General features: G+C 67.3%; 17 protein-coding genes. 16 read left to right on the top strand and 1 reads right to left on the bottom strand.

The genetic code is table 11. The features are described from left to right. The first annotated feature begins 67 nt into the window (after positions 1-67). From EV560_RS03160 to EV560_RS03150, 3 genes are read left to right on the top strand one after another with little or no spacing between them, the layout of a single operon-like run. Positions 68-556, top strand: a complete 489-nt coding sequence (locus EV560_RS03160; protein WP_131853895.1) for a GNAT family N-acetyltransferase — start codon at positions 68-70, stop codon at positions 554-556. Further along, positions 553-1,599, top strand: a complete 1,047-nt coding sequence (ruvB, locus tag EV560_RS03155; RefSeq protein ID WP_131853893.1) for a Holliday junction branch migration DNA helicase RuvB — start codon at positions 553-555, stop codon at positions 1,597-1,599. Before EV560_RS03160 ends, ruvB begins: the two co-directional genes overlap by 4 nt. Next, positions 1,596-2,120 carry a DUF3828 domain-containing protein gene (locus EV560_RS03150; RefSeq protein ID WP_131853891.1) on the top strand — a complete coding sequence of 175 codons (525 nt, stop codon included), beginning with the start codon at positions 1,596-1,598 and terminating at the stop codon, positions 2,118-2,120. The genes ruvB and EV560_RS03150 overlap by 4 nt, the downstream gene beginning before the upstream one ends. Positions 2,121-2,230: 110 nt before the next feature. On the opposite strand, the gene EV560_RS03145 is transcribed toward EV560_RS03150, so the two are convergent. Then, a complete protein-coding gene (locus EV560_RS03145) occupies positions 2,231-2,740 on the bottom strand; it encodes a hypothetical protein (protein WP_131853889.1) in 510 nt (169 codons plus the stop codon). A gap of 139 nt (positions 2,741-2,879) precedes the next feature. On the opposite strand from EV560_RS03145, the gene ybgC reads away from it, so the two are divergent. The 13 genes from ybgC to tilS all read left to right on the top strand — a co-directional run bounded on the left by ybgC (position 2,880) and on the right by tilS (position 13,274). After that, entirely contained in the window at positions 2,880-3,287 is a 408-nt protein-coding gene (ybgC, locus tag EV560_RS03140; RefSeq protein ID WP_131853887.1) for a tol-pal system-associated acyl-CoA thioesterase, read from the top strand. Between the two features lie 51 nt (positions 3,288-3,338). Beyond that, positions 3,339-3,986: a TetR/AcrR family transcriptional regulator gene (locus tag EV560_RS03135; protein WP_131853885.1), complete on the top strand. Its 648-nt coding sequence runs from the start codon at positions 3,339-3,341 to the stop codon at positions 3,984-3,986. A gap of 156 nt (positions 3,987-4,142) precedes the next feature. Continuing rightward, positions 4,143-4,592 carry a DUF2852 domain-containing protein gene (locus EV560_RS03130; RefSeq protein ID WP_131853883.1) on the top strand — a complete coding sequence of 150 codons (450 nt, stop codon included), beginning with the start codon at positions 4,143-4,145 and terminating at the stop codon, positions 4,590-4,592. Between the two features lie 137 nt (positions 4,593-4,729). Continuing rightward, positions 4,730-5,122 (top strand): VOC family protein, encoded by a 393-nt coding sequence (locus tag EV560_RS03125; protein ID WP_131853881.1) that lies wholly within the window; start codon positions 4,730-4,732, stop codon positions 5,120-5,122. Positions 5,123-5,152: 30 nt separating this feature from the next. Next, positions 5,153-5,563: a hypothetical protein gene (locus EV560_RS03120; protein ID WP_131853879.1), complete on the top strand. Its 411-nt coding sequence runs from the start codon at positions 5,153-5,155 to the stop codon at positions 5,561-5,563. A 274-nt stretch (positions 5,564-5,837) separates the two neighbouring features. Beyond that, positions 5,838-6,548: a protein TolQ gene (tolQ, locus tag EV560_RS03115; protein WP_131853877.1), complete on the top strand. Its 711-nt coding sequence runs from the start codon at positions 5,838-5,840 to the stop codon at positions 6,546-6,548. A 13-nt stretch (positions 6,549-6,561) separates the two neighbouring features. Continuing rightward, a complete protein-coding gene (locus EV560_RS03110) occupies positions 6,562-7,011 on the top strand; it encodes an ExbD/TolR family protein (RefSeq protein ID WP_207907936.1) in 450 nt (149 codons plus the stop codon). A 28-nt stretch (positions 7,012-7,039) separates the two neighbouring features. After that, complete coding sequence (tolA, locus tag EV560_RS03105; protein WP_207907935.1) at positions 7,040-8,287, top strand: cell envelope integrity protein TolA; 1,248 nt, start codon at positions 7,040-7,042, stop codon at positions 8,285-8,287. A gap of 56 nt (positions 8,288-8,343) precedes the next feature. Continuing rightward, complete coding sequence (gene tolB / locus EV560_RS03100) at positions 8,344-9,657, top strand: Tol-Pal system beta propeller repeat protein TolB (RefSeq protein ID WP_131853873.1); 1,314 nt, start codon at positions 8,344-8,346, stop codon at positions 9,655-9,657. Between the two features lie 44 nt (positions 9,658-9,701). Continuing rightward, entirely contained in the window at positions 9,702-10,409 is a 708-nt protein-coding gene (locus EV560_RS03095) for a DUF2939 domain-containing protein (protein WP_131853871.1), read from the top strand. Between the two features lie 177 nt (positions 10,410-10,586). Continuing rightward, on the top strand, positions 10,587-11,093 hold the full coding sequence (pal, locus tag EV560_RS03090; protein ID WP_207907934.1) for a peptidoglycan-associated lipoprotein Pal: 507 nt from the start codon (positions 10,587-10,589) through the stop codon (positions 11,091-11,093). Positions 11,094-11,364: 271 nt separating this feature from the next. After that, the gene (gene ybgF, locus EV560_RS03085; protein WP_248311867.1) at positions 11,365-12,222 is read left to right on the top strand and encodes a tol-pal system protein YbgF; all 858 of its coding nucleotides are present in this window, start codon (positions 11,365-11,367) and stop codon (positions 12,220-12,222) included. After that, positions 12,219-13,274, top strand: a complete 1,056-nt coding sequence (gene tilS, locus EV560_RS03080; protein ID WP_131853867.1) for a tRNA lysidine(34) synthetase TilS — start codon at positions 12,219-12,221, stop codon at positions 13,272-13,274. Before ybgF ends, tilS begins: the two co-directional genes overlap by 4 nt. The last annotated feature ends 49 nt before the right edge of the window (positions 13,275-13,323 follow it).

Raw genomic sequence — 13,323 nt, 5'->3', positions numbered from 1 at the left:
CGCATGGCCGGGGGTGGGCGCTGCGCCTGAGCCCGTTGCAACTCGACATGAAAGGCGAGGCAACCGGATGAGCGAGCCTTTCGATCTCACCCTGCGCGTCGTCACGGACAAGAGCCAGCTCCTGGCGGTGATGATGCGCGCCTGGGGCTCCTACAAGATGATGATCGGGCTCCATACCTACGATGTTTCGGAGATCGACGCGCTCGGCCTCTATACGCCGGAGGGCGAGACGGCGGCGCTGGCGAGTTGGACGCTGCGCGAGGGAACGGCCTATCTCTGCGCGCTGCATTCGTTCAGGCCGGGCGAGGGCGTGGCGATCAGGATGCTGGATGAGGTCCGGCGCGCGGCCAAAGCCGCCGGCGCCTCCAGGCTCAAGGCGATGCTGACCAATGACAACATGCCGGGCCTGACCTTCTACCAGCGCCAGGGCTTTCGCCTGTCCGGGCTCTATCTCGAAGCGATCGACACCTATCGCTCGGTGATTCCGACGATCATCAAGACCGGCTACAGGGATATTCCGGTGCATGACGCGCTGGAGCTGGAGATCACGCTTTGACCGAACCTCGCCGCCTCGTGACGGCCGAACGCCGCGACGACGACAGCGACGCCTCGCTGCGGCCGCTTTCGCTCGCCGATTTCACCGGGCAGGCGGCGGCGCGTGCCAATCTCCAGGTGTTCATCAACGCGGCGCGCTCCCGCGGCGATGCGCTCGACCATGTCCTCTTCGTCGGCCCGCCGGGCCTGGGCAAGACGACGCTGGCGCAGATCGTGGCGCGCGAGCTCGGGGTCAATTTCCGCTCGACCTCGGGCCCCGTCATCGCCAAGGCCGGCGATCTCGCGGCGCAGCTCACCAATCTCGAGGAGCGCGACGTGCTCTTCATCGACGAGATCCACCGGCTCAACCCGGCGGTCGAGGAGATCCTCTATCCGGCGATGGAGGATTACCAGCTCGACCTGATCATCGGCGAGGGGCCGGCGGCGCGCTCGGTCAAGATCGACCTGCCCAAGTTTACGCTGGTCGGCGCCACCACCCGTGCCGGGCTGCTGACGACGCCGCTACGCGACCGCTTCGGCATCCCGGTCCGGCTGCAATTCTACACGGTCGAGGAGTTGCAGGGCATCGTCGCACGCGGCGCCCGCGTGCTTGGCGTGCCGATGTCGGATGACGGCGCCAACGAGATCGCCAAGCGCTCGCGCGGCACACCGCGCATCGCCGGGCGGCTGCTGCGCCGCGTGCGCGACTTCGCGATCGTCGACGCTGATCCGATTGTGACGCGCAAGGTCGCCGACAAGGCCCTCGGCCTGCTCGATGTCGATGCGATCGGCCTCGACCAGATGGACCGGCGCTACCTGACCACGGTCGCGGTCAATTTCGGCGGCGGGCCGGTCGGGATCGAGACCATCGCCGCCTCGCTCTCCGAGCCACGCGACGCGATCGAGGAGATCATCGAGCCCTTCCTGCTGCAGCAGGGTTTCATCCAGCGCACGCCGCGTGGGCGCCTCCTGACCCCGCATGCCTTCCGCCATCTCGGCATGCCCGAACCGAACCGCGAGACGGCGCAGTTCGGGCTGTTCGGGGACGGGGAGGAGGAGGCTTGAGCCGTCGGAGCCCGTTCCTTGGCTTTGCCGGACTCGTCGCGCTCGCGGTCGTTCCCGCCCATGCCGACGACAGCACGCCACGCGGGCCGGTCGCCGAGGGCTATGCCGTTACGATCAAGACGCTTGCCGGGCGCGGCCAACCGGCCTGGCGCTCGCCGCATCGCGACCGGCTGATGAGCCGCAGCCTCGCTGAGCTCTTCGCTCGCGACGATCTCTATCAGAAGGAGAGCGGCGATATGGGCAATATCGGCGCCGACCCCTTCCTCAACGGCCAGGACGGCGAGATCAAGAAGCTCAGCCTGGATACAATTCCCGTCGCGGCGGGCAAGGCAACGGTGGCGGCCAGCTTCCGCAGCCTCGGCAGGCCGGTCACCGTCCACTTCCAGATGATCCGCGAGAACGGCGGCTGGCGCATCGACGACATCGTCGACCAGATCGACGGCAAGGCCTATTCGATCCGTGAAGGGCTCTCGCAGCCCTATGATTGCGGCTCCTTCATGGGCAAGCCCTGCAAGCGTTGAGCCGGCGGCTATAATATTTCCGCGATTCTCGGAATCGCGGAAATACTCCATCCCTTTGTTTCGACGCATTTTCTTCACGCGAACCGGTAGCCACTTCGCTCGAAAATGCGCTAGCGCGCGAATTTCGCGCGGTGCATCGCCGAGCGCTGGCCGGCATGGTCGAGCGCGCCTGATTTTCCGGCTTTTGGGTTCGGCACCGATTTCATGCCTTTGCCCGCCTGACGGCTCGCCGGAGGCTTCTTGGCGGCCGCCTCCCGCTGCTTCAAGGCGAGCGCCTTGCGGGCCAGGCTGCGCTGGCTCGGTGCCTTCAGCTTCTCGGCGCGGCGCGTGCGCTCGGCACCGACACGCTTCAGTGCGGCCGTCAGCGCGTCGGCCTTGGCCTTGGTGCCGCTATTGTCGGAGGCCGGGCGCGTTCCCTGCGGCTCGGCCTTGCGCCTCATCTCGCGCCGCTGCTGGCGGGCGATGCCGCGGGCGCGGTCGCGCCGTTCGCGGATCTGCCTGGCGAGGTCGGTCAGCTCGGCGTCGCTTGCCGCGTCGATCGTGCTCCGGCGGGTGCGGGCGAAGAGCTGAAGCTCCGATTTATCGAGAAGACGTTCGATTGCCTTGAGCGAGATGGCCATGCCGTTTCTCCTTGCGGGGCTGTCGATCATGGCAGCTTAGCCGGCGATCTGGGTCGAGGGTAGGGCGGAGAGCGGGTTGTCCTCGCAGCGCCGGCCGGTCAAAAGGGCGCTTCGAATTCAATCAGGCCTGCGGAGCAACATGAGCGCCGTCCACCAGCTTTCCATCCGCGTCTACTATGAGGACACGGATTTCTCCGGGGTCGTCTACCACGCCTCCTATCTCCGCTTCATGGAGCGCGGCCGCACCGAGCTGATCCGGGCGCTCGGTGTCGAGCAGCGCGAACTGTTTGACGGCGATGCCGCGCTCGGCTTCGCCGTGCGGCATATGGCGATCGATTTCCTGAAGCCCGCGGTGATGGACGACATGCTGCTCGTCGAGACGCAGGCCACGGCCGCGCGCGGTGCGACCATGGACGTCGCCCAGCGCGTGCTGCGCGGCGAGGAGGTTCTCGTGACCGCTCAGGTCAAGGTCGCCTGCGTCGGCGGCGGGCGGGCAAGACGCATTCCTGATGGGCTGCGCCACCGCCTCGGACTCGAGATCATCTGACGGACCGAGCTGGCATCGACGCTGGCCCATGCCCATGTTAGGGGCCTTAACATGAGCTGGAAACGCGACGATTCCGGGCAGCCTCGCGGCTACCATCACGGCAACCTCAAGGAGGCGCTGATCCGGGCGGCGCTCGGGCTGATCGGCGAGAAGGGGCCGAGCGGCTTCACCTTCGCCGAGGCCGCGCGCATGGCCGGCGTCAGCCCGGCCGCGCCCTACCGGCATTATCGCGACCGCGACGAATTGCTTGCCGATGTCGCCGTGCGCGGCTTCAGCGCCTTCGAGGCCGATCTGGTCAAGGCCTGGGATGGCGGCAAACCGGATGCCGAAACTGCGTTTCACCGACTCGGCCGAGCCTATCTCGCCTTCGCGCATGACCAGCCCGCCTTCTATTCGGCGATGTTCGAGGCCGGCGTGCCGCTCGATGCCAATGCCGAATTGCGCGCGGCGGCCGACCGCGCCTTCCTGGTCCTGCGCAATGCGGCAGAGACGCTGATCGCCGCCCTGCCGCAGGGAGAACGCCCGCCCGCGCTGATGATGGCGCTGCATATCTGGGCGATGTCGCATGGCGTCGCCGCCCTGTTCGGCCGCGGCGATGCCGGCAGGCGCCCCCTGCCGATGTCCGCCTCCGATCTGCTGGAAGCCGGAATGCTGATCTATCTCAAGGGTTTGGGACTTCCACCCGACAAGGCCGGCTGAGTTCTCGCGCAAAAATTCGCTCAGGCCGTCTTGAAAGGCTTGGCAGTCGCGGCCAGATATGTAAATGTGATTTACATTCACAACGATCGGCGCTGCCGATCGGGGAGGTTGGCCCGGCAGCGGCACCCGTCGCTGCCATCAGTTCGAGAGGGATCGATGCCGATCGTTGCCAAGCTTGATGAATACGGAAAAGGCGCCTGGCTCGCCTTCGCCGTGCTCGGCTTCATCGTCTGGTGGCCATTGGGTCTGGCGACCCTGGTCTTTCTGTTTGGGAGTGGACGCATGGGATATGGTTGCGGACGTGAGCGGTATGAGCACCGCATGAGCCGCTTGCAGGACAAGATGGAGCGCCTGCGCGAGCGCATGGGTGGCGGACAGCCCGGGAGCTTTGGTGGCGGCTTCGGCGGCTGGGGCCGCGGCCCGTCCAGCGGCAATCGCGCCTTCGACGAATACCGCCAGGAGACGCTGCGCCGTCTGGAGGAGGAGCAGCGCGAGTTCCAGGACTTCCTGGGCAAGCTGCGCATGGCCAAGGACAAGGCCGAGTTCGACCAGTTCATGGCCCAGCGCCGCTCGGGCGGCGACGAGAGCCCGGCGCCCAACGCCTGACGCTTTCAGCTCAAGCCTGCCAAAGATAACAGCCCGCCTCGGCAACGAGGCGGGCTTTTCGTTGCAGCCTATGGTCTTGGCGGTTCGTGCGGCTACGATGCGATTCTGCCTGCCAGTCTTCGCGCCAGGACGACGCCGTGAGCCTTCGTGACATCCGAAATCTCGACTACACGGTCATCCTTTGCCGCAAGCTCGCGCAGACGCGGGCCTTCTATCGCGACGTAATGAAATTCCCCATTGAGACGGACCGCGAGACCTGGGTCGATTTTCGCATCGGCTCCTCGCTTCTGGCGCTGCGGCCGCGCGGCGTCTGGGCGGTGTGCGACGATGGCGAGATCCTGCCCGGCGCGGCGGCGATCCAACTCGCCTTCCGCGTCCCGCCTGCCGCGTTCGACACCTGCCATGCCGAGCTGATCGCCGCCGGCGTGCCGATCCTCCGGGAACCCACGGACCTGCCGAGCTGGCGCCACCGCACGCTGTTCTTCCGCGACCCGGAGGAGAACATCATCGAGATCTACGCCGAGTATTGATGGCGGCCGGCCGGTAGGAGGGGAAGGGGCATGGCCTTCGCGATCAAAGCCGAGATTAGCGATCCACTGGCGGAGACCTTTGCCTTCACCGCGCAGAAGACGATGTATGGCGGCAAGCTGATAGCCGCGGGCGACGAGATCTTTCTGTTCGCGAGCGAGAACGAGGGTGGGCGCGGCCTCGTTGCGCGCGGGGTCGTCACCTCGGTGGAGGCGCTCGCGAAGAAGCCCGGCACTATCAGGCAGACGCCGCGCATCAGCCTGTCGATCAGGCGCACGGGACTCGCCAGGCAGCCACTGGGGCGGAGCGAGCTGAAACGACTCACGGACTGGGACGATGGCCAGCCGGGAACGGAGCTCAATTTCAAGTTCTACCGCCAGGCCACGAACAAGATCGTCGGTCTCTCCGGCGAGGCGGCTGCGTTCCTCGATCGGCTTTTCTAGAAGAATGGTGGGTCCCGCCTGCGGCAGGTTACCGCTGCGGCCGCGCTTAAACCCGGCATTAACCTTGCCGGGTGCTTAACTCGAAAGCGAGCATGCGCTTCGCAGGAAACCCCGTTTCGGCCCATCTTTCGCCGGATTCACAGGCGATTGACGCTATCGGCAAATTCCCCGGATCGCGGATCGGGCGGCGGCGCGGGTTTCCCGCGACGCGTGCGGCGGGGCTGTGTGGGGCTTCATCAGGAAGCGCCGGACGCCCAGGCAGAAGGAAGACAGGATGAACCCCGCTGACGTTGCGCAGGCCGCGCCGCAGATCGACATGTCGTTCTGGACGCTGTTCTGGCACGCCCATATCGTCGTCAAGCTGGTCATGCTGGGGCTGATCAGCGCCTCGATCTGGTGCTGGTCGATCATCATCGACAAGACGCTGCTCTACCGCCGCACCCGGCGCGACATGGACGCGTTCGAGGAGATCTTCTGGTCGGGACGTTCGCTCGAGGAGCTCTATCGCGATCTCGCCAGCAAGCCGGTCAACGACATGGCGGCGGTCTTCGTCGCGGCGATGCGCGAGTGGAAGCGCTCCTTCGAGAATGGCGGGCGCTCGGTCGCCAGCCTGTCGCAGCGCATCGACAAGGTGCTCGACGTCACCATCCAGCGCGAGACCGAGCGGCTCGAATCGAAGCTGCTCGTGCTTTCGACCATCGCTTCGGCCGCCCCGTTCATCGGCCTGTTCGGCACGGTCTGGGGCATCATGCATTCCTTCACCGCGATCGCGGTCTCCAAGAATTCTTCGCTCGCGGTCGTCGCTCCCGGCATCGCCGAGGCGCTGTTCGCCACCGCGATCGGCCTCTTCGCCGCGATTCCGGCGCTGATGGCCTATAACAAGCTGCAGGCCGAGGTCGCCCGGGCGCAGAACCGGCTCGAGGCCTTCGCCGACGAATTCTCCGCGATCCTGTCGCGGCAGATCGACGAGCGGCTGGCGGCATAAGGGGGCTGACGGAATGGGAATGTCCGCAGCAGCCGGCGCCAAGGCCGGGGGACGACGCGGGAGACGTGGCCGGCGCCACGGCGCCATCGCCGAGATCAACATGACGCCGTTCATCGACGTCATGCTGGTGTTGCTGATCATCTTCATGGTCGCGGCGCCGCTGATCGCGACCGGCGTGCCGCTCGACCTGCCGCAGACCGGCGCGAAGCCGATCAATGTCGACCAGAAGCCGATCACCATCGCCATCGACAGCAAGGGCCAGATCTTCCTGCAGGATCAGCCGACGCTGGAGCCGGACCTGGTGACCAGGCTGCAGGGGCTGGCGAAGCAGGGCTTCGACGAGCGGATCTATGTGCGCGGCGACAAGCTGGTCGATTACGGGCGTGTCGCCTCGGTGATGTCGACCATCACCTCGGCAGGTTTCAAGCGCGTCGCGCTCGTCACCGAGCCGGCGACGCGCTGAATACGGTTTAGGCGAGGGCGGTTAAGGCGTGAAGCTTTCGAGCTCCGAACCGGGATTGGCGGTCTCTGCCTTTGGCCACGTGGCGTTCCTCGTCGCGGGGCTGCTGGCGTTTTCGTCGCCGACGCCCCTGCCGGAGAACGAGGAGGCGATCGCGGTCGAGGTGATCGATCCGAGCGCGCTGAACCAGGTCACGCGCGGCGAGCGCAAGGCCGAGAAGGTCCAGGAGCAGCCGCTGCCGCGCGCCGAGCGCCAGTCCGAGATCGTCGAGCGCAAGGAGCAGGGCGAGGCCAAGCAGGACACGCCGGCGCCACCGACCCGCCCGCCCGAGCTCAAGGTCGCCGACGACAACGCCTCGGCGCCGATGCCGCCGCCGCGGCCCACGCCGCAGCCGCCCAAGCCCGAGCCCAAGCCTGCTCCGGAGGCGGCCAAGGCGCCGCCGCAGAAGAGCGAGGCCCAGGCCGCGCAGGAAGCCGAGCAGAAGCGCGAGGAACTGGCCAAGCTCGCCGAGGAGGCCGAACTCGCCTCGAAGGCGAAGAAGGCCGAGGAAGACGCCAAGGCCGCAGCGAAGGCGAAGGCCGACGCAGAGGCGAAAGCCAAGGTCGAAGCGGCGAAGGCCAAGGCGCAGGCCGAGGCCAAGGCCGCCGAGGCGGCCAAGGAGAAGGCCGAGGCCGAGGCGGCCAAGGTCGCGGCTGCCCAGGCCGCCAAGGAAAAGGCCGAGGCTGACGCCAAGGCCAAGGCCGAAGCGGAAGCCAAGGCCAAGATCGCCGCGGCCGCCAAGGCGAAGGCCGAGGCCGAAGCCAAGGCCAAGCGCGAGGCCGAGGTCGCCAAGAATTTCAACGTCAACGCCATCGACAAGCTGCTGCAGTCGAAGGAGCCGGCGCAATCGACCGGCTCGGCCGCGCCGCAGGTCAACCGCACCGCGTCGCTCGGCACCGAGCGCGGCTCGTCGCAGAAGCTCAGCCCGTCCTTGCGGGCGCAGCTCATCGGCATCATCCAGGACCAGCTGCTGAAGTGCTGGAACGTGCCGATCGGCCTCGCCAACGCCAAGGGCGCGGTCGTGCCGGCCGTGCGGATGAAGCTCAACACCGACGGCTCGCTGATCGGCACGCCCGGCGTGATCAACTCCTCCTCCGACCCGCTTTTCCGGGTCGCTGCCGATTCCGCACTGACCGCGACGCGCCGTTGCGCACCGCTGCGGATTCCGGCCCAATTCGCCTCATTTTATGACGACTGGCGCGACGTCGTCGTCAATTTCGACGCAAGGGACGTGCTGTGACCCTGACCCATCGCACCGTATTGACCACCGGCGCTCGCCCGTCCTCTCATAAAGGGTTGACGCGCCGTAGCGCGCTGGCGCTCGCCGGCTCGGCGGTCTCCGCATCGCTGTTGGTGCCGGCAGCAGCACGCGCCGAACTCGTCATCGACCTGCGCAAGGGCACGTTCCAGCCCATGCCGATCGCGATCGCCGATTTCGGCGGCGAGAGCGGTGTGCTGGTCTCGGGTGTCATCACCAACAACCTGAAGCGCTCGGGCTATTTCCAGCCGATCGACAAGGCGCGCCATCCCGACAAGAACCCGCCCTTCGATTCCGTGCCGCAATTCGACGCCTGGAAGGCGGTCGGCGTGCAGGCGCTGGTCACCGGCCGCGTCTCGCGCGACGGCAGCGGCAGGCTCAAGGCCGAGTTCCGACTCTGGGACGTCGTCACCGGCGAGCAGATCGACGGGCAGCAGTACTTCACCGATCCGAACAACAGCCGTCGCGTCGGCCACATCATCTCGGATGCGATCTACACCAAGGTCACCGGCGTTGGCGGCTTCTTCGACACGCGCGTCGTCTTCGTCGACGAGTCGGGCCCGAAGGAGAATCGCCGCAAGCGCCTCGCGATCATGGACCAGGATGGCGCCAATGTGCGCTACCTGACCAACGGCGACGTCTCGGTGGTGACGCCGCGCTACTCGCCGGTGGGGCAGGAGGTGGCCTACATGTCGCAGCGCATGGGCGAGCAGCCGCGCGTGCATGTGCTCAATATCGAGACCGGCCAACGCCAGATCGTCGGCAATTTCCCGGACATGACGACGAGCCCGCGTTTCTCGCCGAATGGCGCGCGTATCGCTCTCAGCCTGCAGCAGGGGGGCAATGCCAATCTCTACGTCATCGATATCGGCTCGCGGACCACGACGCGGCTGACCTCTACCGCGGCGATCGACACCTCGCCCTCGTTCTCGCCGGACGGCGCACAAATGGTGTTCGAAAGCGACCGCGGCGGCTCTCAGCAGCTCTATCTGATGGGTGCCGGCGGCGGGGAGGGCAAGCGCATCTCCTTCGGCCAAGGCTCCTATTCGCAGCCTTCCTGGTCGCCGCGCGGCGACCTCATCGCCTTCACCCGCCAGGGCGGCGGCGGCTTCGCCATCGGCGTGATGCGGCCGGACGGCTCGGGCGAGCGCATCCTGACCGAGGGCTTCCACAACGAGGCGCCGAACTGGGCGCCGAACGGCCAGTACCTGATGTTCTTCCGCGATCCCGGCGGACAGTCCGGCGGCAAGCTCTACATGGTCGATATCACCGGGCGCGTCGAAGTGCCGGTGCCGACGCCGGCCTTCGCCTCCGATCCGAGCTGGTCGCCGCTGCTGACGAGTGCTCGCTAACGGCTGCCTTGCCGACCCGCCGGAACTGACGTCGGCGGGTATCGTTGACGGGAAAGGGCGGCCCTTGCCGGCCGCTGCCCGTCGCGTCAGGAGCTTGGATGCCCATTTCTACTGGCGAGCCCGAGCTGAGCCGGCCGGTTCGTCCGCGGCGCCGATTTGGCAGAATCCTAGCTGCCGTCATCCTCCTGGCCGGTTTGGGCTACTGGATCTCGCCCTATGTGGCGGTTGCCCGTTTCGCCTCGGCGGCCCATGCGGGCAGGACGGAGGCGGTTCTCGCCCGGATCGATGTCGACGATCTGCGCGCCAGCTTCGCGCGCCAGATCGTTCGGGCCTTTGTCGCCCGGAATCCACAGGCACGCGGCCTCGACCCGATGAGCCGCCAGATGGTGGCGAGCGTGATCGGCGGCTATGTCACGGCGATCGTCTCGGACCACCTGACGCTTGACGCGATCGCCGGATTGGTGACCAGGCAGCGGGTCTCCACCGGAGCGGGTGACATCCTGGGGACCGGCTCCGCGTTCCCCAGACTCGAGAGCTGGCGCGACGTCTGGGCGGCATTCGGCGCGGCAGGCTTTACGGGCCCGACCCGCTTCTCGCTGGAATCGGACATGGCGGCCGCGCCCGGCGAACGGTTCCGGCTGCATTTCGGACTGAAGGAGTGGAGCTGGCTGCTGCGCTCGGTCGAGTTGCCTGAGAGCGTGTTGAATCGGCTTGCCGATGAATTGAAGACGCGGATCGACCGGCAAAACTGATGCATTCATGCAACGCGGCCGGAAATGCAGCATTTCGCTGCAATTGGTTAACCATACGCCGCAATGCCGCCACTTCGCCTTGTTCTGGCAAGGTCTCGTTTAGGTTGACGCATCATTGATGAAATCTACGCGAGGCCCTCTGGCCCGCTCCCTATTTCGACGCCCTGGAGACGAACCATGCTCTCATCCATGCTTGCCAGCGGTCGTGCCGTCCGCTTCGCCGGAGCCATCGCCGCGACGCTTGCGCTCGGCGCCTGCGCCAAGGACCAGAACGCCGATGGCAGCGGGTTCGGCGCCGGCGGCGCTGCGACTCCGGGCAGCACCCAGGACTTCGTCGTCAATGTCGGCGACCGCGTCTTCTTCGAGACCGACCAGACCGATCTGACCTCGACCGCGGTCGCGACGCTCGACAAGCAGTCGGCCTGGCTGCAGCGCTATCCGCGCTACACCTTCACCATCGAGGGCCATGCCGACGAGCGCGGTACGCGCGAGTACAACTACTCGCTCGGTTCCCGCCGTGCCCAGACCGTGCGCGACTATCTCGCCTCGCGCGGCATCCCGGCCAACCGAATGCGCATCGTCTCCTACGGCAAGGAGCGCCCGGTTGCGGTCTGCAACGACATCTCCTGCTGGTCGCAGAACCGCCGCGCCGTGACGGTTCTGGACGGCGCCGGCGGCGTCTGAGCCCGTTTTCGATTTCGACTGGCGAGGTCGTCTGCCTCGGACGGTCTCTGCCGGCGCACGAACTTGAGATACTGAAGAGATGCCTGCGCTTTCCTCAGCGAAAGCGTAGGCTTTTTCATATTTTGGCCGTGGTGACGGGCTGTGATAACGCATCGTACACGGGGGCAACGCGGTTTTCATGATGGCTAGAGACGTCCGACTTCTTGACTGCACGCGGTCTCGCGCGCGCAGCGTTCTCGCGGCGCTGAGCTTTGGCCTGGCGGCCTCGGTGATGGCGGTGCCGGCATCGGCTCAGGATGCCGCCGAACTGACCGTGCGCACAGGCCGGCTTGAAAACCAGGTGCGGCAGCTTTCCGGCCAGATCGAGCAATTGCAGTTCGAGAACCGCAGGCTGACCGAGCAATTGCGCAAGTTCCAGGAGGATGTCGATTTCCGCCTGAACGAGCGCGGTGGCGGCGGCCGTTCGGGCAATGCAGCGCCGCCGCCTGCGGCGCAACCGCCGGCGGCCCAGCCCGGCCGTCAGCGCCGCGGCGACGCGTTCGATCCCAATGGGCAGCCCCAGGCCGCTGGCGCGCCGCGGCCACTCGGCGGCGGAGTCGAGGGGATCATCGAGGAGGACTATGCCGGCGGTGGCGGGCAGGGCCCGCTCGACATCCAGGGTGTGGGCCGGCCCGTGCCGCAGGGCGCGCTGGCGCCGGCCCAGCGCGGCGGCGCGCCGAGCGTGGCCGCAACCGGCGCGGCGCCGAGCCCGAAGGAAGCCTATGACACGGCCTATGCCTATGTGCTGCGCAAGGAATACGAGCAGGCCGAGATGGGCTTTCGCCAGTTCCTGCAGAGCTATCCGCGTGACCGGCTTGCCGCCGACGCGACCTACTGGCTCGGCGAGAGCTATCTGCAGCGCCAGCGCTATCGCGAGGCGGCCGAGCAGTTCCTGAAGATCTCGCGCGACTACCCGAAGGCCGGCAAGGCCGCCGACAGCCTGCTCAAGCTCGGCGTCGCGCTGAACGGGCTCGGCGCACGCGACCAGGCCTGCGCGACCTTCGCCAAGGTCTCGGTCGATTATCCCGGCGCTTCCAACTCCGTGCGTCAAGGTGTCGAGCGCGAGCAGCGCCGCGCCCGCTGCGCTTGAGCGCACTGGTCCAGGAGCATCCTGGCAACGAGCCGGTCCCGGCCGGCGAAGCGGCGAGGCTGTTCGCCGGGCTGGCCGATGAAGCGCGCCTGCTCGTCGCCGTTTCCGGCGGGCCGGATTCGGTTGCGCTGCTGGCTCTGCTGAGCGAATGGGCCAGGCGGCCGGGCCGCCCCGCACTTTACGCCGCAACGGTCGATCATGGCCTGCGCGAGGCTTCCGCGGCCGAGGCCGAAGCGGTCGCCGCGCTCTGCCGCAAGCTTGACGTGCCGCATGCCATCCTGCGCTGGAGCGGACCGAAGCCGGCCTCCGGCATCCAGGAGCGCGCCCGCAAGGCCCGCTACAGCCTTCTCGCCCAGCATGCCCTGAGCCTGGGAGGAGCGGTGCTGGTGACGGCGCACACATTGGACGATCAGGCCGAGACCATGCTGATGCGGATGGCGCGCGGCTCCGGTCCGGCCGGACTCGTCGGCATGCGGGCGCGGGTCCGCAAGGGCGCGGTCGAACTGGCCCGGCCGCTGCTCGGCCTGACGAAGGCGCGGCTGATCGCAACAGCCGAGAGGCACGGGCTGTCCGTCATCCAGGATCCGAGCAATGCCGATGCCCGCTTCGAGCGAGTGCGCTGGCGGGGGCTGCTGCCGCTTCTCGCCGAGGAGGGCTTGAGTTCCGAGCGGCTCGCGACCCTGGCGTCGCGCCTCGCCCGCCTGGAAGCAGCGCTGGCGCATCGCGTCGTGTCCCTGCTGCCGGGCCTGAGGCCATCCGGTGCCGGGGACAACCTCCAGCTCGATCTGGCCGCGCTCGCTGACGAGCCGGAGGAAATCGTGCTGCGCCTGATCGCGCGCGGGCTCGAGACCGTCGCGGGTACGGAAGGCAGGAATCTGCCCCGTCTCGAGCGGCTGGAGGCCTGCGCCGGCGCGCTGATCGCCGCTGCTGGCCGGGGCGCGGCCATGACACGGACATTATCGGGCTGTGTATTGGCTCTCGATCGCAAGGGCGTGCTGACGCTGTCGCGGGAGCCTTTGCGCAGACGTGGTATTCACTCTGCCGCACGCTGAGCCTGTTTCCGGCCTTTTGTTCACTTGGCAAGGGGACTTGCCGCTCCTA

It is taken from the genome of Allobosea sp. BK604 (assembly GCF_004341515.1).
In the GTDB taxonomy this organism is placed as follows: domain Bacteria; phylum Pseudomonadota; class Alphaproteobacteria; order Rhizobiales; family Beijerinckiaceae; genus Allobosea.
The sequence above is the reverse complement of the archived record's forward strand: the minus strand, read 5'-3'. Positions and strand labels throughout refer to the sequence as shown.

Excerpts from the sequence above, each read along its gene's own strand:
- pal (WP_207907934.1), top strand. The coding sequence starts at position 10,587 with ATGCTCTCATCCATGCTTGCCAGCGGTCGTGCCGTCCGCTTCGCCGGA.
- EV560_RS03135 (WP_131853885.1), top strand. The coding sequence starts at position 3,339 with ATGAGCTGGAAACGCGACGATTCCGGGCAGCCTCGCGGCTACCATCAC.
- EV560_RS03160 (WP_131853895.1), top strand. The coding sequence starts at position 68 with ATGAGCGAGCCTTTCGATCTCACCCTGCGCGTCGTCACGGACAAGAGC.
- EV560_RS03110 (WP_207907936.1), top strand. The coding sequence starts at position 6,562 with ATGGGAATGTCCGCAGCAGCCGGCGCCAAGGCCGGGGGACGACGCGGG.
- EV560_RS03130 (WP_131853883.1), top strand. The coding sequence starts at position 4,143 with ATGCCGATCGTTGCCAAGCTTGATGAATACGGAAAAGGCGCCTGGCTC.
- tolQ (WP_131853877.1), top strand. The coding sequence starts at position 5,838 with ATGAACCCCGCTGACGTTGCGCAGGCCGCGCCGCAGATCGACATGTCG.
- EV560_RS03120 (WP_131853879.1), top strand. The coding sequence starts at position 5,153 with ATGGCCTTCGCGATCAAAGCCGAGATTAGCGATCCACTGGCGGAGACC.
- ybgF (WP_248311867.1), top strand. The coding sequence starts at position 11,365 with ATGGCGGTGCCGGCATCGGCTCAGGATGCCGCCGAACTGACCGTGCGC.
- ybgC (WP_131853887.1), top strand. The coding sequence starts at position 2,880 with ATGAGCGCCGTCCACCAGCTTTCCATCCGCGTCTACTATGAGGACACG.
- EV560_RS03145 (WP_131853889.1), bottom strand. The coding sequence starts at position 2,740 with ATGGCCATCTCGCTCAAGGCAATCGAACGTCTTCTCGATAAATCGGAG.